We start from the raw sequence: 16,010 nt of genomic DNA on the forward strand, positions 1-16,010 counted from the left end.
CTCCGTCTACATCACCCCAGGGTTCGCTTGTAGAGGTCCAGCAGGTTGGCCCAGGCCGTTTCGGCGGCGGTCTCGTTGTAGACTTGGCTGCCCTTGACCGTCCAACCGTGGGCGGCGCCGGCGAAGACCTCGACCTTGGCCGGACGCTTGGCGGCGGCGAAGGCGGCCTTCAGCTTGTCCTTGGTCTCCGGCTCCTTCTGGTCGTCGTTGTCGGCGATCTCGATCAGGAACTCGGCGTGGGTCTTGGGGATCAGCAGGTGCGGGCTGGTCGGCTGGTCGGTGACTAGGCCCCCGCCGTGGAAGCTGGCGACGGCGGCGATGCGGCCCGGCGCTGCGGCGGCCGTGCGGAAGGCCAGCGGCCCGCCCATGCAGTAGCCCTGCACCCCGACCTTCTTGGCCTTGTCGGTTTCCTTCTGGGCGTCGAGGAAGGCGACATAGGCCAGGGCGTCCTTGTCGGTCCCCTCGGGGGTGACGGTGGCGCGCAGCGGCGTGATCTTGGCGCGGTCTTCGGGATTGGCGAAGTTGAACGTGCCCTCGACCACCGGCGCCTTCTTGACCCGGTAATAGAGGTTGGGGACCAGCACGACATAGCCCTGGGCGGCCAGGCGGCGGCCCATGTCGCGGAAGACGGGGCGCAGGCTCATGACGTCGGGCCAGATCAGCACGGCGGGCCATTTGCCCTTGCCGGCCGGCTTGAACAGGGCCGCGTCGGCCTCGCCGTCGGGCGTCTTGATGACGACGTCGGTCTCCACGACCTTGTCGTCCGCGCGGGCGGCGGTGGCGACGAGGCCACCCGCAGCGGCCGTCATCAGGCCGAAGGCGCGGCGCGAAACGCGCGGGTCATGGACAAGGCCTTGGTGGATGTCGTCGTCGCACATCGAACGGGCTCCTTCGCAACTGAGAGGCGCCCGCACGGTGCACGACCAGAGCCCGAAGGCAATCGGCCGGACCCGTTTAAGTTCAGAAGCTGAGGATTACGAATAGGGCGCCGCTGGCGACGATGCCGGCGCTCAGCACCAGGCCGAGGGCCTGACCCGCCAGGCTCTGACCGGGGAGGCGCGACCAGGCGATCTTCGACGCGCGCGGGGCGGCGACGGTGCGATCGTGGACGGCGACGGTCATGGCTCTGGTCTCCTCGTTTACGCCCAAGCTTGTGGGGCCTGACGAGTTAACGACCGTGAACCGCCGAACGATCCAGACGTGCGACCGATTGATCCAGTGTGCGCTTAAAGCGCCACACCCCGGCCGTCCGGAGCCGGTCCGGGAGCGGGGCGAGGAGGCGGCTGCGGACAGGCCGAGTGGGCCTTGTTGATCCGCCGCAGCGAGGCGGGAAAGCGGTGCAGCTTGCCGTCGGGCCGAATTGGCCGGGCGACCAGGTCGCCCTCGCAATTGGGGCAGACGCCCTGGAATCGGGCGTCGGCGCAATCGGCGCAGAAGGTGCACTCGAAGGTGCAGATACGGGCCTGGTCGCTCTGGGGCGGCAGGTCGCGGTCGCAGCATTCGCAATTGGGGCGCAGTTCGAGCATGGGCCGTCCTCCCGTGTTCTTATGCGTTGAAGCCCCGCACCATAAGGGCTTGAGGGCCGCGCGCGCGAGGGGGCGTCTTCGTCGATCACGGTAATGTGGCGGGCGGCGGGAAAACGCGTGATCCAAGGGGTTGACCCCCCCTCCCAAGGTCCCTAAACACGCCGCCGTTTGCGCAGGCGGGCGGGGTTCTCCCCGGCCCGCCTTTTTGCGAAAATGACCATGCGTTCTGGAGGCGCTTTTCGAGATGTCCCAAGACCTTCTCCCCGGCGTTACTGGCGTTCTGGTCCTGGCTGACGGCACGGTGCTGCAAGGCGTCGGCTGCGGCGCGGTCGGCGATGCGGTCGGCGAGGTGTGCTTCAACACCGCCATGACCGGCTATCAGGAAATCCTGACCGACCCGTCCTACATGGCCCAGATCGTGGCCTTCACCTTCCCGCACGTCGGCAATGTCGGCACGAACGCCGAAGACGTCGAGCAGGTCACCGGCGTGGCCGAGACGGCCGCCCGCGGCGCGATCTTCCGCGACGTCCCGACCGATCCGGCCAACTGGCGCGCCAACAGCGACTTCGACGGCTGGATGCAGCGCCGCGGCGTCGTCGGCCTGGCCGGCGTCGACACCCGCGCCCTGACCCGCAAGATCCGCGAGACCGGCATGCCGCACGGCGTCATCGCCCACTCGCCGGACGGCAAGTTCGACCTGGAGGCCCTGAAGGCCAAGGCTCGCGACTGGTCGGGCGTGGTCGGCCTGGACCTGGCCAAGGACGCCTCCACCACCCAGACCTTCACCTGGGACGAGGGCCTGTGGTCGTGGCCGGCGGGTTACGCCAAGCTCGACAAGCCCAAGTACGAAGTGGTCGTCATCGACTACGGCGTGAAGCGCAACATCCTGCGCGCCCTGGCCCATGTCGGCGCCCGCGCCACGGTGGTGCCGGCCAGCACCTCGGCCGAGGACATCCTGGCCCGCAATCCCGACGGCGTGCTGCTGTCCAACGGCCCGGGCGATCCGGCCGCGACCGGCGAGTACGCCGTGCCGGAAATCAAGAAGCTGGTTGAGAGCGGCAAGCCGGTGTTCGGCATCTGCCTTGGCCACCAGATGCTGGCCCTGGCCCTGGGCGCCAAGACCGTGAAGATGGAACAGGGCCACCACGGCGCCAACCACCCGGTCAAGGACCTGACCACGGGCAAGGTCGAGATCGTGTCGATGAACCACGGCTTCACCGTGGACAGCGAAAGCCTGCCCGAGCCGGTGCAGGAGACCCACGTCTCGCTGTTCGACGGCACCAACGCGGGCATCGCCCTGAAGGACAAGCCGGTGTTCAGCGTCCAGCACCACCCGGAAGCCTCGCCCGGCCCGACCGACAGCCTCTACATCTTCGAGCGCTTCGCCGGCCTGATGGACAAGGCGAAGTAAGACGAAACGCCCCGCCGAAAGGCGGGGCGTTTTTCGTTTAGGGCTCCAGGGCCTGGCGGTGTCACGAAACCATCGCCCAGGGTTCACGCACGGCCTTCGCGGCCCGTGTTAACGTTTTCGCCGTTCCCCAATTCCCGCGAGGACGGCATGACGGCCTATGAACGCATCGGCGGCGAGGCCGCCGCCCAGTCGGTGATCTCCGACTTCTTCGCCCGCGCCCAGGCCGACGAACGGCTGAAGGACCTGTTCGGCGGCGAGATCGCCCCCGGCGCCCGCGCCTTCGTGGCCGCCGCCCTTGATCCCGACGCCGCCGAAGCTCGTGGCGACCAGGATCTGGCCTTCGTCTGGCTGGGCGCCAACAGCCTGGAAGACGACGAGCTCGACCTCGTCATCGGCCACCTGGCCGCGGCCCTCGAAGCCGCCGGCGTCGATGACGAGACCATCGCCGACGTCGCCGACCAGATCGAGATCCTGCGGGATGAGTCCCTGGGTCCCGACGAGGACGAGTTCGACGACGAGGACGGCGACGAAGAGGGCGAGGTCGCGGCCTGATCCTTCTCCCCTTGCGGGAGAAGGTGGCGGCGAAGCCGACGGATGAGGGGTCTCTCAAACATGAGACACCTCGCCCGGCCTTACCGCCGCACGCGGCTTTGAGGCTTGAGAGACCCCTCACCCGACCTCCCTCCGGGAGGCCACCCTCTCCCGCAAGGGGAGAGGGGATTTACGTCCCGAACTGCGTGAACGGCACCTTGTTGAACAGCTCCCGCTCGCCGCCGCGTGGGTCGTCGGCCATGCGGGTCGTCTCGTCGAACACCAGGGTCTGGCGGCGGGGCAGGGTGTAGGGATCCCACTTGGGAATGGCCGCGCAGTTGGGATCGCCGGTGCGGGCGAAGGCGACGAAGGCGTCCATCATGGTGTTGGACATAGCCTCGCTGCGGGGGCCGGTCCCGACGATCGAGCCCTTGGCGTCCAGCGTGCCGAACACCAGGCCGATATCGATGGTGTGCGGCGCGCCCCAGACGCCGCCGTCCTTGGGCGACTTCCAGTCGACCTGATAGACCCACGCCGGCGCAGCGGTGACCGCGCGGGCCTCGGCCTGCAGGATCGCGGCTTTCCACGAGCGGCCGGCGGTCGAGGCGGCGAAATAGACGTCCGACGGCGAATAGGCCGGATACATCTTGCGATAGGCCGCCACCACCGTGGCCGGGTCGATGTCGATGCGGGCGTTGAACTGGCCGGGCAGCTTCTCGACCACCTGCTCCCAGGTCATGTCGAACACCTTGCGGTCCCAGCCGGCGAAGCCGCGCGTCTCGTCGTGGGTGTTGCCGCAGATCAGCGGCACGTCGAGGCCCAGCGGCGAGGCGTCGGGGAAGAACGGATGGCGGGTCAGCGACCGCTCGTCCAGCACCGGACCCATATAGACGCCGCCGGAGCCGGCGACCGGATCGACAGCCTTCAGGCCGTTCAGCAGCTGGTCGGCGGGCAGGGCGCGCAGGGCCGCCAGGTCGCTGATCCCCAGCTTCTCCAGGAACAGCTTGGCCCGCTTGGTGGCGTTGAACGGGCCGCCGGCGGTGACCTGCTGGCCGCTCATGGTCACGGCGCGATGGAACAGGCCCTTGGCGCTGGGCATGGCCAGCAGGGTCGCGATCTTGGCCCCGCCGCCGGACTGGCCAAACAGCATCACCCGGTCTGGATCGCCGCCGAACTGCGCGATGTTGTCCCGCACCCATTGCAGGGCCAGAACGAGGTCGAGCTGGCCGACATTGCCGCTGTCGGCGACGCTGGGATCGTCGAACAGGCGGGCCAGATAGAGATAGCCGAAGGCGTTGAGGCGGTGGTTGACGGTGACCACCACGACGTCGCCGCGCCTGGCCAGCTTGGTCCCCTCGTACCAGGGGCTGCCGCCCGAGCCGCCGTTGTAGGCGCCGCCGTGGATGTAGAACATCACCGGCCGCTTGCCGCCGTCGGCCAGGCCCGCCTTGCCGGCCTTGGCCGGGGTCCAGACGTTGAGGAACAGGCAGTCCTCGGAGAGGGTCTCGCCCTCTTCGCCCTTGCCGGTCTGCATCGAGGCCGCGCCATAGGCCAGGGCGTCGGCGACGCCGGTCCAGGGCTGGGGCTTGCGAGGCGGGGAAAAGCGGTGGGCCCCCCCGGTGTCGGCCCCGTAGCGCAGGCCCTTGAACACGTGGACGCCGTCGGCGGTGGTCGCGCCGCGCACCTTGCCGGCGGCTGTGGTCACGATCGGCGCTGCTGGAGACTTGGCCGCATGGGCCGGAAGGGCGCTGGCGGCGGCCGCCGCTCCGGCGGTCAGCAGCAGGCTGCGACGATCCATGTTGGTCTTCCTCCGGCGCTTCTGGCGAGCTTGCCGCAAGGGCTAGCACGAAACATGACACCGGTAGCAAGCCATTTTGCGCAAGGAGACCCTCTCCCGTGGGGAGAGGGAGGGGCCTGCCGCGAAGCGGTGGGAGGGTGAGGGCGTACGCTGTTGGCCGTCGTGCCGGCACGCCGTCTTCAGTCCCTAACCCCTCACCCTCCCAGGCTCCGCCTGGGCCCCTCCCTCTCCCTCTGGGAGAGGGGAAGATTCCTCCCCCCGCGCCGTCAGCCAGTACATCACCGGCGTCGCCACCCGCGACAGCACGGTCGAGGTCACCAGACCGCCGATGATAGCGATGGCCAGGGGCGAGTAGAGGCCCGAGCGTTCGAGCGCCAGGGGCATCAGCCCGCCGATCGCCGTGGCCGAGGTCAGCAGAACCGGCAGGAAGCGCACCTCGCCGGCCTTCTCGATGGCGTCGTGCAGGCTCATGCCGTCGCGGCGCAGCTGTTCGGTGAAGTCGACCAGCAGGATCGAGTTCTTGATCTCGATGCCGATGAGGGCGATCAGGCCGATGGTGGCCGTGAACGACAGCGAATTGCCGGTCAGCCACAGGGCCGCCGCGGCGCCGAACACCCCGAACGGGATGATCCCGGCCACGACCAGCGCGGTCTTGAACTTGCGGAACTCCAGAACCAGCACCGCCAGGATCCCGAACACGGCGACCATCACCGCCGCGCCCAGCCCTGCGAAGCTTTCCGACTGCGCCTCGGCCTGGCCGCCCAGGCTCAGGGCGTAGCCCGGCGGCATGGGCAGCTCCTTCTGCAGGCGCGCCAGCACGTCCTTGGTCACATTGTCCGTCAGGTAGCCGGTGCGGACGAAGGCGGTGACCGTCACCGTGCGCTCGCGGTCGAAGCGGTCGATGCGGGCGGGGCTGGATTTCAGGTTCGGCGCGGCGATGGCCGACAGCGGCGCCGCCTCGCCGTCGGCGGTGGGCACATAGACGCTCGACAGGGCCGACAGGGCGTTGCGGTCGGCGCCGTCGACGGCCTCCATCGGCAGGCGCACCTTGACCGCGTAGTCGTCGCCGTCGGCGTCGCGGAAGCGGGCGGTCTCCTCGCCGGACAGCGCCAGGCGCGCCACGCGGCGGGCCGCGCCGGCCGGCACGCCCAGGGCGGCGGCCTTGGCCTCGTCGACGCCGAGGTCGAGGTCGGTGCGGTCCAGGCGCACCGGGTTGCCGACGTCGCGCGTGCCGGGCGTGCTCTTGAGGATCGCCTCGGCGCGCGCGGCCAGGGCTTTGAGCACGCCCAGGTCGCGGCCGGTGACCCGCACGGCGACCGGGGCCTCGATCGGCGGGCCGTTCTCGAACACCTCGACGCTGATCCGCGCGCCCGGATAGCGGGCGAAGTCGGCGCGCAGGCGATCGAGCAACTGCTCGCTCTTGCCCGGCTCCCAGGCCTTCAGGCTGGCGAACATCTCGCCATAGGTCACCGCGCTCTCGCGCTGGGACTGGTTGTAGAACACCTGCGGATTGCCGCGGCCCAGGTTGGCGGCGCGCCAGACGACATCGGGCTCGCGCGAGAGGCGCTGGTCGACATAGCGCAGGGCCGCGTCGGTGCGGGCCAGGGACGAGCCGTCGGGGGTGAACACCCGCACCACGAACTGCGGGGTCTCGGCGGCGGGGAACAGGCTGGAGCCGGCCGCCTTCAGCATCGGCACGGCGGTGGCGCAGAGGGCCAGCATGATGGCCAGCGCCAGCCAGGGCCGGGCCAGAGCTCGGTGCAGCACGGGCCGATAGACGGTGTGGATCACGCCGTTGACGGCTTGCAGCAGGCGGTTGCCCTCGGGATCGGAATGCTTGTCGAGCACCCGGCTGGCCAGGAACGGGATGATGGTCAGCGACACGAAGAGCGACGCGCCCACCGTGCACAGCACCGTCACCGGCAGCGAGCGGATATAGGCCCCCGAGCCGGCCGGCAGGGCCATCAGCGGCAGGAAGGCCAGCATCAGGGTCGCCGTGCAGCCGATCACCGCCAGGGCGATCTGGCCCGAGCCGTTGATCGCGGCGGAGGTGCGCTCCTCGCCCTCGCGGATCCGGCGGGCGATGTTCTCGGTGATGACGATGCTGTCGTCGACCAGCAGGCCCAGCGCCAGCACGAAGCCGGCGATGGTCAGCTGGTTCAGGGTGAAGCCGAAGGCCTGGATCAGCGACAGGCCGATCAGCAGGGACAGCGGGATCGACACCATCACCACCAGGCCCGCGCGCGGCCCCAGCGGCAGTAGGGTGATCAGCACCAAAACGAGGGCGACGGCGAAGTCGCGGAACAGGTTCTTCAGGCGGTGGTCGACATTGTGGGCCTGGACGAAGCCGCGCTCCAGCTTCACCCCGGCCGGCAGCACCTTCTCGTAGTCGTCCAGCACCTTTTCGACGGATTTGGTGATGCGGCCGACGTCCTGGCCGTCCTTCTGGGTGACGGCGACGAAGACGGCGCGCTTGCCATCGAAGCGGGTCAGGTGCGTCGGCTCCTCCTGGGCCCAGGCGACGTCGGCGACGTCGCGCACCCGCACGACCTGGCCGCCGAGCGAGCGGACGGGGGTGTTCTTGACGGTGTCCAGCGAGCGGAAGGCCCCGCCGGACTTGACGTTGAAGCGTCGGCCGCCGGCCTGGACCGCGCCGATCGGGGCCTCGATGCCGGCCGATTTCAGGGCGTCGGCGACGGCGGAGGCCGGCAGCTTGAGGGCCGCGAGGCGAGCCAGATCCAGCGACACCCGAACCTCCGAGGCCGGGGCGCCGTAGTAGCGGGTCTGGCGCACGCCGGGCACGCGGTCGAGCCGTTCGGACAGCCTGTCGGCGACCTTTTCCAGCCGGCGCATGGGCAGGCTGTCGCTGACCAGGGCCACCTGGACGATGGCCACCTCGGTGGTGCGCACCCGCTCGATGTCCAGGCGTTGCAGGCCGGCGGGCAGGCTGCCGCGGATGGCGTTCACCTCGCGCACCACCTGGTCGAACTTGCGCTCGGGATCGACGTCCCAGGTGAAGAAGACGCGGACCACGGCCGCGCCGTCGAGGCTGGTGCTCTCGACCTTGTCGATGCTGTCGAGGCCATAAACCGCCGTCTCGATCGGGTCGGCGACCAGCTGCTCCATCTCGGCCGGTTCGGCCCCGGGGAGCACCGCGCGGATCAGCACGATCGGGATCGGGAAGTGCGGATCCTCCGACCGCGGCACGGTCATCAGCGCGTTGACGCCCAGCATCACCAGCAGGCCGAAGACGACGATGGTGAACTGCCAGCGCCGGACGGCGAAGGCGGCGAGGTTCAGGTTCATTGGGCCGCGACCTTGCGGGTCGGCGCGGCGAGCGCGCGCGGGTCCACCACGCTGACCTTCTCGCCGTCGGAGACGAAGCCGGCGCCGGCCGTGATCACCCGGCTGCCGGGCGGCAGGCCGGCGACCAGGGCGTCGTCGCCGTCGAAGCCGCCGAACCGCACCGGCGTGCGTCGGGCGGTGGTTCCGTCGAGGCGCAGCACGGCGGCCTTGTCGCCCGAGGCCTCCAGCAGGGCCTCGGCCGGGATGCGGGCGAATTCGGCGCGGGCCGAGGCGTCGGCGGCCGGCGCGCTGAGCCGGGCCGAGGCGATCTGGCCGCTCTTCAGCTCGGGGCGGGCCTGGACCTCGATCTCGACCGTGACGGCGCCGGTGCGGGCATCGGCGGCCTGGCCAAGGCGCGTGACGACGCCGTTGAGGGTCTGGCCGGGCAGGGCGTCGGCGGTGATGGCGGCGCTGGAGCCGACCCTGACCCGCGCGGCGTCGCGGGCGGGGAGGGGCAGGCGCAGGACCAGCGGGCTGGAGAGATCGGCGACGGTCAGCACCGTCTGGCCGGCCGCCACCACCTCGCCGGCCTGGGCGGCGCGGGCCAGGACGACGCCCGAGACCGGCGAGGCCAGCCGCGCCCAGCGCCGGTCGAAGGCCGCGCCGGCGTTGGCCGCCTGGGCCGCCTTCAGCGCGCTTTCGGCGTCGTCCAGCCGGGCCTTTGCGACGAAGCCGGAGGCGTAGAGCTTGCGGGCCCGCTCGGCCTCGCGGCGGGCGCGCTCCAGGTCTGCGGTCGCCTGGGTCTGGCGGGCGTCGACCCCGGCCGGGTCGATGCTGGCCAGGGTCTGGCCGGCGGCGATGCTGTCGCCGGCCTCGACCGCCATGCGGGTCAGGACGCCGGGGATGCGGAACGACAGCGCCATCTCGCGGCGGCGTTCCAGGGTTCCGGACGCAGTGAGGTCCGACGCCGCGCCGGGCGTGCCGACGCTGACGGCTTCCACCGCGGGCGGCGGAGCGGCCTCGGGCGCTGCCGCCTTGCCGCCGCAGGCCGCCAGGGCGAGGGCCGAGGCCGTCGCCAGCGCCGTGAGCAGGACGACGCCTCCATATCCAGCACGCGCCCCGTCCATGCCCTCGCCCCTATCATCGATCGGTGATAAGTAATCACTGATCGATTATTGTGGGTTGTCAAGCCGGCCCCGCTGCGGAAAGGAGGGACGATGACCGCGCCGAAGATCCGTTCTCCCCGCAAACCCAAGGGACAGGGCGCCGAACGACGCGAGGAGATCCTGGACGCGGCCCTGCGGCTGTTCAGCGAGAAGGGCCTGCACGCGGTCTCGACCCGCCAGATCGCCGAGGCCACGGGCGTCTCGCAGCCGGCCCTCTACGCCTATTTCGCCACCAAGGACGACATCACCGCCGAACTGTGCGTGCGGGCCTTCGCCACTCTGGTCGAGCGGATGGAGGAGGCGCGGGCCAGCTTCAAGCCCACGGCCGAATGCTTCGAGCGGGCGCTGCGGGTCTATGTCGATTTCGGCCTGGAGGAGCCCGACGCCTATCGTGTGGCCTTCATGGTCGAGAAGGGCCTGGACGGGTCCTACAAGGAGCGGGTCGGCGACCGGCCGATGATGGCGGGCATCGGCGCCTTCCAGCGTTTCGCCGAGATCGTGGGCGAAATGCGCGACGCGGGCCTGACCCACGACGATGACATCCAGAGCATGACCCAGACCCTGTGGGCGGGCCTGCACGGCTTGGTTTCGCTGCTGATCGCCCGCGCCGACTTCCCGTGGGTCGAGCGCGAGGTGCTGATCGCCTGCCACATCGCCCTGCTGCGGCGGGGAACCTTGAAAGACGTCCGCTAAAGACGCTCGTTGAAACGGGGCGAGCGCGGGCCTACATCGGCGGGCTCCCGATCTCTCCCGACGAAAGACGCCTCGATGGCCAAGCTGCAGCCCCTGGAAACCTTCTCCCTGCAGGAAACCGAAGACGGCTACCGTCTGTTGGTCTCGGCCGTCGGCGGCGACGCCATCTACGTCTCGATCACCTCAGAGCAGATGGACGAGATCATCGACAGCCTGGACACAGCGCTGACGGGCGACGAGGAGACGGCGGGCGAAGGCGACTTCGACGACGCGGACTAGCTCGCCTGCGGCGAGCCCCCTCCGGCCCTTCGGGCCACCTCCCCCAGAGGGGGAGGATCTAGTCCGAGCAGATGCTCCCCTTCTGGGGGAGCTGTCGCGGAGCGACTGAGGGGGCCGCGCAGCGGTCAGGCCGCCGCAGGCCTCGCGTTGGTCGGCCGGTAGTTCGCCGCATCGGTGGTGAATTCGGCGTGGCCGTAGCGCTTGAGCAGGCTGCGCATCCGGCGGACCAGCGCCGCATCGGCCAACTCGCGGACGCCCGGCACGTGGTCGGCCAGTTCGAAGGCCTTCATCTGCAGGGTGACCAGCAGGGCCACGATCACGAAAACGACCTCGTCGGCTGGTCCTACCTCGATCCCCATGCTCGCCGCGCGCTTGCGGTCGCCGCGCAGGAAGTGGCGCAGGAAGAAGGCCTTGGCGAAGCGGCGCTCGATGCGGTCGTGCAGGCGGTTGGCCGGGCTCTCGTCCGGCGGCAGATAGGCGCCCAGGGTGGCGCGGATCAGCGCGCCGCAGGTCTCGTCGTCGAAGCCCCGGCGCAGGGTGCTGTCGCGGGCGGTCATCATCCGCACCACGCCCTCGGGCGTGTCGGCCAGAAGGTCCTCCGGCAGGCCCAGCAGGAAGCAGCGATAGCGGCTGAGCTCGACCTTGGCCCGCTCGGCCGGGGTGAACTGGCGGCGGCCCTTGCGCAGCATCTGGAACGACATCAGGAAGACCGGGATCAGGCCGGCCGGCATCTGGTCGACCTGCGGGATCGGCACGCCGTAGACCTCCGAGTCCCAGCGGCCCGAGCGCAGGGCGTTGAAGCGCACCATCGAGTGCATCAGCCGCACCATGGCGGCGGCCTTGAAGCCCTCACCGTGCGGCTCCAGCGCGCCGGGCAGGATGGTGGTGGCGAAGAAGGCGGCCGTCTCGTTGACCCGCTTGGCGGCGGTCTCGGCCCCCAGGGTTCCGGTCAGGGCCATGGGCAGGGCCGAGTACTTGTTGAGGAAGGTGGCCACGAACGCGCCGCGGATGGCGAAGGGGGCCAGGAAGGCGGCGGCGTTGCGCTCCAGCCGCTGGCCCTCGCGCACCAGGTCCATGTCGATCCAGTCGGGCGCAGCCGCCATCTCGGCGACGAAGGCGGCCAGTTCGGGGGGCGCGTCCGGCACGGCCTCGATCCCCTGGTCGCAGGCGGTGGTCAGCATGTCGATCAGCCGGCGAAAGCCGTACTGCGGGATCAGGGCGGCATAGGCGTCGGCGACGATGTCGCCCAGCATGGTGTAGGCCCGCACCCGGTCGAGGTCGTCCTGGGTGACGGAAACGCCCAGCGGATTGCGGTCGCGGGCGACGGCGAAACTCGGATCCTCGGTGAAGCGCTCGGGCGTGCGGTCGAAATCGATCTGGCCGTAGAAGCCCGGCAGGCGGGTCTTCTGCGAGGCGACGCGGGCGCGGACGTCTTCGATAGGACGGATCATCAGGGCTCCTTCCGGTCCGCCGGCGACGGCGAACCTGTTCTCGGCCTCAAGCGTATGTAAGCATTGCTCATGTTCCTACTCGCCTTGTCTTCAGGCAGGGAGAGCGCGTGAAGAGGGTCCGCAAGTGGCTGAAAAGCAACGCAGAGCGCCGAGTCAGGGCCGCGCCCAGGCCACGGTGGACGCCATTCTCGACGCGGCCTTTCAGCTTCTGGAGAGCGGCGGACCCGAGCGCCTGACCACCAATCACGTGGCTGAGCGGGCGGGGGTCAGCGTCGGCACGGTCTACCAGTACTTCGCCGACAAGCAGGACATCCTGGCGGCCCTGGCCCAGCGGCGGACCAGCGCGGTGCGCGACGCGATCGCCCAGACCCTGATCGAACGGCCGGACCTGGGCAGCGTGCGGCCGATCGTGCGGGCGCTGATGAACGGCTTCGAGGGCTCGCCGGCCACGCGCCAGGCGCTGCTGGGGGCCATGTTCCATCGGGGAGACGCGGTGCTGGAGCAGCATCACCAGGCCTTCCTCGCCTCGATCGCCGGCAAGGCCCGGCTGCAGATCGACCTGACACCGGAGTCGGCCTTCGTGCTCACCCACGCCGCCGTCGGCCTGCTGCGCGCGGCGGCCGCCGAGCCGGGCCTCGAGTTGGATCCGCAGGCCCTGGAGGACGAACTCGTGCGGTTGATGGAGGCCTATATCTCGGCGCTGGTGGCGGTGCGGAGGGCCTAGCGCGCCTTGCCACGCTAGCGCTCCGGGTCCAGACGAAAGGCGTCGTCGGCATGGCGACTCGTCAAAGGGCCTGGCGATGAATTCCGATCTCGACACCGACGCGGCCGCCGCGCGGGCGCTTTTCCAATCCTTGGAAGGCATGGAGGGCCTGTCGCGCCCCGAGCCCGCGACCGCCGCCAAGGCGCGGTTCCCCGGCCAGGCGGCGTTGATCAAGCTCTATCCCGGCGTGCTGGTGGCCGGGACCATCGCCCTGGCCTCGACCTGGCTGGCCCAGCACTACGGCGCGCCGGTGATGCTGTTCTCGCTGCTGCTGGGCATGACGTTCCACTTTCTGCACCAGGAGGGGCGCTGCGTTCCGGGCATCGAGTTCTCGTCCAAGGCCATACTGCGGTTCGGCGTCGCCCTGCTGGGGGCGCGGATCACGGCGGGGCAGATCCTGAGCCTGGGCCTGACGCCGATCGTCACCGTGATCGTGGCGGTGGTCTCGACGATCCTGCTGGGGGCGTTCCTGTCCAAGCGGATGGGGCTGCGGCAGGGCTTCGGCGTGCTGTCGGGCGGGGCTGTGGGCATCTGCGGCGCCTCGGCGGCCCTGGCGATCGCGTCCGTTTTGCCGCGCGACAAGGACGGCGAGCGCGACACGATCCTGACCGTGGTGGTGGTCACCACCCTGTCGACCATCGCCATGATCACCTATCCGCTGCTGACGGCGGCCCTGCACCTGGACCAGACCAAGGCCGGGGTGTTCCTGGGCGGCACGATCCATGACGTCGCCCAGGTGGTTGGGGCTGGCTACATGATCTCGCCGCACACCGGCGACGTGGCGACCTATGTGAAGCTCCTTCGCGTCTCGATGCTGCTGCCGGTGGTGTTCACCATCGCCTTCCTGGCGGCGCGGATGCTGCCGGGCGGCGGAGCGGGGGCCAGGCCGCAGCTGCCGCTGTTCCTGGTGGCCTTCGCGGCCCTGGTGGTGGTGAACAGCCTGGGCTGGCTGCCGAAAGTCGCTGTCGACGGCGCGGCCGAGATCAGCCGCTGGTGCCTGGTCACGGCGATCGCGGGCCTGGGCATGAAGACCTCGTTCAAGGACGTGATGACCGCCGGCTGGCGGCCCGTGGCGCTGATGGTCGTGGAGACGGCCTGGATAGCCGGGGTAGTGCTGGTGGCGGTGGAGTTCTTCCTTTGATCGCCTGACGGCGACCCCCTCCGGCCCTCCGGGCCACCTCCCCCAGAGGGGGAGGATCTGAGCGCCAAGATGCTCCCCCTCTGGGGGAGCTGTCGGCGAAGCCGACTGAGGGGGTCAGCGCACCGCCACCACCGTCCCCCGCGCCAGGGCCTGGGCCACGACCGGCGCCAGGTTGGCCGCGATCACCCTCGCGCCTTCCGCATTGGGGTGGATGCCGTCGTTCTGCATGTAGCGGCGGGAGCCGCCGATGCCGGCCAGGAGGTTGGGCAGCAGGGGGACGGCGAAGTCGCGGGCCAGGTCGGTGTAGACGGCGTTGAAGCGGCGGGCGTAGTCGGCGCCGAGCAGGGCCGGGGCGTTGACGCCGGCCAGGACGGCGGGGATGCGCCGTTCGCGCAGGCGGGTGAGGATGGCCCGCAGGTTGGCGCGCGTCGCCTCGGGGCGCAGACCTTGCAGCAGGTCGTTGCCGCCCAGGGCCACGACGCAGAGGGTGGTGTCGGCGCCCAACGCCCCTTCCAGGCGGGAGAGACCGCCGGCGCTGGTGTCGCCGTTGCGGCCGGCGGCGCGCACCTGGACGTTCACGCCGCGCGCGGCCAGTGCCGCTTGCAAGCGGGCCGGCATCGCCTCGCCGGGGCGCACGCCCAGGCCGGCGGTGATCGAGTCGCCCAGCACGGTGACGATCGGCGGGCGCGGCGGGGCGGCCACGCGCGGCGCCGCCAGGACCGAGCCGGCGGGGAGGGCGAAGAGGCCGGCCAAGATCTCGCGCCGGCCGGGCATGTGAGCGTCAGCGAACTTCATGCGTCTTACTTGGGGAGGCTTTCTGGCCGGGTTGAGGCGCAGGCGCCCCCTGATCGAGAGGTTGTGATCCTTCTTGAGGCAGGCTTGAGATCGGCACGCCGGGCAGGGGCGGTTCGCCGGTCCATTCCCAGTGCCAGGGCTCGAACACGTAGTTGATGAAGCCGAAGCGGCCGGCGTTGACCACCAGCCAGCGATAGACGTCCGATCGGGCCATGAAGCGGCGGTTGTCGTCGGCGCTGGAGTCGGGGCCGTAGCCCGGGGCGGCGGCGACGAAGAGGTCGATGGCCAGGCCCGTGCGGTGGGCCGAGCAGATGGTGCGGCTGACGCCCTGGCAGTTGTTGTCGCGGGCGCAGCGGGCGGCGTCGGCGGCGGGGTCGCGGAAGCTGGAGAAGATGGTCAGCACGCGCGGGTCGCGGGCCGAGACCACGCCGTCCTTCCGCGCGGCCTCCACAAGCCGGCGATAGGCGTCGAGCGCGCCGGGCCGCAGATAGGCCGGCTTGCTCCCATAGACTTCGTCAGAACGGGCGGCGTTCAGGCCCGAGAGGGCGGGGGCGTTGGGGCATTCGCCGCGGGCGTTGATGGCCGCGAAGGGGCGGGCCAGGGTCCAGCGGGTTTTCATGACGTCGAAGGTGGCGCCGTCGAGCACGCCGGTGGGCGCCAGGCGATGGCCGGCCTGCCAGCCGGCCAGGGCGCCGGCGAAGCGGGTCGTGCCGGGGCCGCAGGCGGTGGCCAGCTCGGCGCCGATGCGCGGGGCGTAGATCGTCCAGCCGACCTCCTGGCGGCCGAACGGCGCCCAGCTCATGGTGTTGAGGCTGTCGGCGTTGGCCTGGGCCGCGCCGGGCGGGGCGGAGCCTTCGCAGGTCTCGTCCAGCGGCAGGGGCGCCAGCGGCGCGGCCGGCGGATCGTTGGACGGCACGTATTGCGGGGCGGCGGCGACCGGCTCGTCGGCGCCGTCGCCGGTCGGGGTCTCCGGGGCCGGTGGGGCGTCCGTCGGCCACAGCAGCCAGGCGCCGGTCCCGACGCAGCCGGTCAGCAGCAGGACGAGCAGGATCGAGCCCAGCCGCCGGCCGCGCCGCCGTTCCCTCGTCCCCCTTCGCCATCGAGCCGCCAAGCGCACCGCCTCCGGAACTTCGCCATGGCTCAAGGCTTGAGACCTGCAAGACGTTCCTCG

15 protein-coding genes are annotated in these 16,010 nt (G+C 70.6%); 6 read left to right on the forward strand and 9 right to left on the reverse strand.

Annotated features, from left to right (window positions below; all coding sequences use genetic code 11):
- Nucleotides 1–11: 11 nt before the first annotated feature.
- The 3 genes from AC2YHT_RS08395 to AC2YHT_RS08405 form a co-directional block, all read right to left on the reverse strand.
- Complete coding sequence (locus AC2YHT_RS08395; RefSeq protein WP_487289135.1) at nucleotides 12–878, reverse strand: dienelactone hydrolase family protein; 867 nt, start codon at nucleotides 876–878, stop codon at nucleotides 12–14.
- Nucleotides 879–960: 82 nt separating this feature from the next.
- The gene (locus AC2YHT_RS08400) at nucleotides 961–1,122 is read right to left on the reverse strand and encodes a hypothetical protein (protein ID WP_487289136.1); all 162 of its coding nucleotides are present in this window, start codon (nucleotides 1,120–1,122) and stop codon (nucleotides 961–963) included.
- A 104-nt stretch (nucleotides 1,123–1,226) separates the two neighbouring features.
- A complete protein-coding gene (locus tag AC2YHT_RS08405) occupies nucleotides 1,227–1,526 on the reverse strand; it encodes a DUF1272 domain-containing protein (RefSeq protein WP_487289138.1) in 300 nt (99 codons plus the stop codon).
- A gap of 244 nt (nucleotides 1,527–1,770) precedes the next feature.
- Here AC2YHT_RS08405 and carA point away from each other — a divergent pair, with 244 nt between their 5' ends.
- Complete coding sequence (carA, locus tag AC2YHT_RS08410; protein ID WP_487289140.1) at nucleotides 1,771–2,937, forward strand: glutamine-hydrolyzing carbamoyl-phosphate synthase small subunit; 1,167 nt, start codon at nucleotides 1,771–1,773, stop codon at nucleotides 2,935–2,937.
- Between the two features lie 147 nt (nucleotides 2,938–3,084).
- Nucleotides 3,085–3,489: a globin domain-containing protein gene (locus AC2YHT_RS08415; RefSeq protein ID WP_487289141.1), complete on the forward strand. Its 405-nt coding sequence runs from the start codon at nucleotides 3,085–3,087 to the stop codon at nucleotides 3,487–3,489.
- Between the two features lie 169 nt (nucleotides 3,490–3,658).
- Here the strand turns inward: AC2YHT_RS08415 and AC2YHT_RS08420 are convergent, their stop codons facing one another.
- The 3 genes from AC2YHT_RS08420 to AC2YHT_RS08430 form a co-directional block, all read right to left on the reverse strand.
- Nucleotides 3,659–5,266 carry a carboxylesterase/lipase family protein gene (locus tag AC2YHT_RS08420; RefSeq protein ID WP_487289143.1) on the reverse strand — a complete coding sequence of 536 codons (1,608 nt, stop codon included), beginning with the start codon at nucleotides 5,264–5,266 and terminating at the stop codon, nucleotides 3,659–3,661.
- 186 nt (nucleotides 5,267–5,452) lie between these two features.
- On the reverse strand, nucleotides 5,453–8,572 hold the full coding sequence (locus AC2YHT_RS08425; protein WP_487289144.1) for an efflux RND transporter permease subunit: 3,120 nt from the start codon (nucleotides 8,570–8,572) through the stop codon (nucleotides 5,453–5,455).
- A complete protein-coding gene (locus tag AC2YHT_RS08430; RefSeq protein WP_487289145.1) occupies nucleotides 8,569–9,678 on the reverse strand; it encodes an efflux RND transporter periplasmic adaptor subunit in 1,110 nt (369 codons plus the stop codon). Before AC2YHT_RS08430 ends, AC2YHT_RS08425 begins: the two co-directional genes overlap by 4 nt.
- A 90-nt stretch (nucleotides 9,679–9,768) precedes the next feature.
- On the opposite strand from AC2YHT_RS08430, the gene AC2YHT_RS08435 reads away from it, so the two are divergent.
- Together AC2YHT_RS08435 and AC2YHT_RS08440 are read left to right on the forward strand one after the other, a co-directional pair.
- The gene (locus AC2YHT_RS08435) at nucleotides 9,769–10,410 is read left to right on the forward strand and encodes a TetR/AcrR family transcriptional regulator (protein WP_487289146.1); all 642 of its coding nucleotides are present in this window, start codon (nucleotides 9,769–9,771) and stop codon (nucleotides 10,408–10,410) included.
- A gap of 75 nt (nucleotides 10,411–10,485) precedes the next feature.
- Nucleotides 10,486–10,689, forward strand: coding sequence for a hypothetical protein (locus tag AC2YHT_RS08440; RefSeq protein ID WP_110117952.1), 204 nt, complete (start codon nucleotides 10,486–10,488; stop codon nucleotides 10,687–10,689).
- Nucleotides 10,690–10,814: 125 nt separating this feature from the next.
- On the opposite strand, the gene AC2YHT_RS08445 is transcribed toward AC2YHT_RS08440, so the two are convergent.
- Nucleotides 10,815–12,140 carry an oxygenase MpaB family protein gene (locus AC2YHT_RS08445; protein WP_487289148.1) on the reverse strand — a complete coding sequence of 442 codons (1,326 nt, stop codon included), beginning with the start codon at nucleotides 12,138–12,140 and terminating at the stop codon, nucleotides 10,815–10,817.
- A 124-nt stretch (nucleotides 12,141–12,264) separates the two neighbouring features.
- Here AC2YHT_RS08445 and AC2YHT_RS08450 point away from each other — a divergent pair, with 124 nt between their 5' ends.
- Nucleotides 12,265–12,864, forward strand: a complete 600-nt coding sequence (locus tag AC2YHT_RS08450; protein ID WP_487289149.1) for a TetR/AcrR family transcriptional regulator — start codon at nucleotides 12,265–12,267, stop codon at nucleotides 12,862–12,864.
- A gap of 76 nt (nucleotides 12,865–12,940) precedes the next feature.
- Entirely contained in the window at nucleotides 12,941–14,044 is a 1,104-nt protein-coding gene (locus tag AC2YHT_RS08455; RefSeq protein ID WP_487289151.1) for a YeiH family protein, read from the forward strand.
- A gap of 114 nt (nucleotides 14,045–14,158) precedes the next feature.
- Here the strand turns inward: AC2YHT_RS08455 and AC2YHT_RS08460 are convergent, their stop codons facing one another.
- Nucleotides 14,159–14,839 carry an arylesterase gene (locus tag AC2YHT_RS08460; RefSeq protein WP_487289152.1) on the reverse strand — a complete coding sequence of 227 codons (681 nt, stop codon included), beginning with the start codon at nucleotides 14,837–14,839 and terminating at the stop codon, nucleotides 14,159–14,161.
- Nucleotides 14,826–15,950: a D-alanyl-D-alanine carboxypeptidase family protein gene (locus AC2YHT_RS08465; RefSeq protein WP_487289153.1), complete on the reverse strand. Its 1,125-nt coding sequence runs from the start codon at nucleotides 15,948–15,950 to the stop codon at nucleotides 14,826–14,828. Before AC2YHT_RS08465 ends, AC2YHT_RS08460 begins: the two co-directional genes overlap by 14 nt.
- Nucleotides 15,951–16,010 lie beyond the last annotated feature (60 nt).

It is taken from the genome of Caulobacter sp. SRI_008 (genome assembly GCF_057586355.1).

What these genes read in the sequence shown, in the direction of transcription:
- AC2YHT_RS08440 (WP_110117952.1), top strand. Translation starts at nt 10,486, where the DNA reads ATGGCCAAGCTGCAGCCCCTGGAAACCTTCTCCCTGCAGGAAACCGAA.
- AC2YHT_RS08400 (WP_487289136.1), bottom strand. Translation starts at nt 1,122, where the DNA reads ATGACCGTCGCCGTCCACGATCGCACCGTCGCCGCCCCGCGCGCGTCG.
- AC2YHT_RS08430 (WP_487289145.1), bottom strand. Translation starts at nt 9,678, where the DNA reads ATGGACGGGGCGCGTGCTGGATATGGAGGCGTCGTCCTGCTCACGGCG.
- AC2YHT_RS08420 (WP_487289143.1), bottom strand. Translation starts at nt 5,266, where the DNA reads ATGGATCGTCGCAGCCTGCTGCTGACCGCCGGAGCGGCGGCCGCCGCC.
- AC2YHT_RS08455 (WP_487289151.1), top strand. Translation starts at nt 12,941, where the DNA reads ATGAATTCCGATCTCGACACCGACGCGGCCGCCGCGCGGGCGCTTTTC.
- AC2YHT_RS08435 (WP_487289146.1), top strand. Translation starts at nt 9,769, where the DNA reads ATGACCGCGCCGAAGATCCGTTCTCCCCGCAAACCCAAGGGACAGGGC.
- AC2YHT_RS08405 (WP_487289138.1), bottom strand. Translation starts at nt 1,526, where the DNA reads ATGCTCGAACTGCGCCCCAATTGCGAATGCTGCGACCGCGACCTGCCG.
- AC2YHT_RS08395 (WP_487289135.1), bottom strand. Translation starts at nt 878, where the DNA reads ATGTGCGACGACGACATCCACCAAGGCCTTGTCCATGACCCGCGCGTT.
- AC2YHT_RS08445 (WP_487289148.1), bottom strand. Translation starts at nt 12,140, where the DNA reads ATGATCCGTCCTATCGAAGACGTCCGCGCCCGCGTCGCCTCGCAGAAG.
- carA (WP_487289140.1), top strand. Translation starts at nt 1,771, where the DNA reads ATGTCCCAAGACCTTCTCCCCGGCGTTACTGGCGTTCTGGTCCTGGCT.
- AC2YHT_RS08425 (WP_487289144.1), bottom strand. Translation starts at nt 8,572, where the DNA reads ATGAACCTGAACCTCGCCGCCTTCGCCGTCCGGCGCTGGCAGTTCACC.
- AC2YHT_RS08415 (WP_487289141.1), top strand. Translation starts at nt 3,085, where the DNA reads ATGACGGCCTATGAACGCATCGGCGGCGAGGCCGCCGCCCAGTCGGTG.
- AC2YHT_RS08460 (WP_487289152.1), bottom strand. Translation starts at nt 14,839, where the DNA reads ATGAAGTTCGCTGACGCTCACATGCCCGGCCGGCGCGAGATCTTGGCC.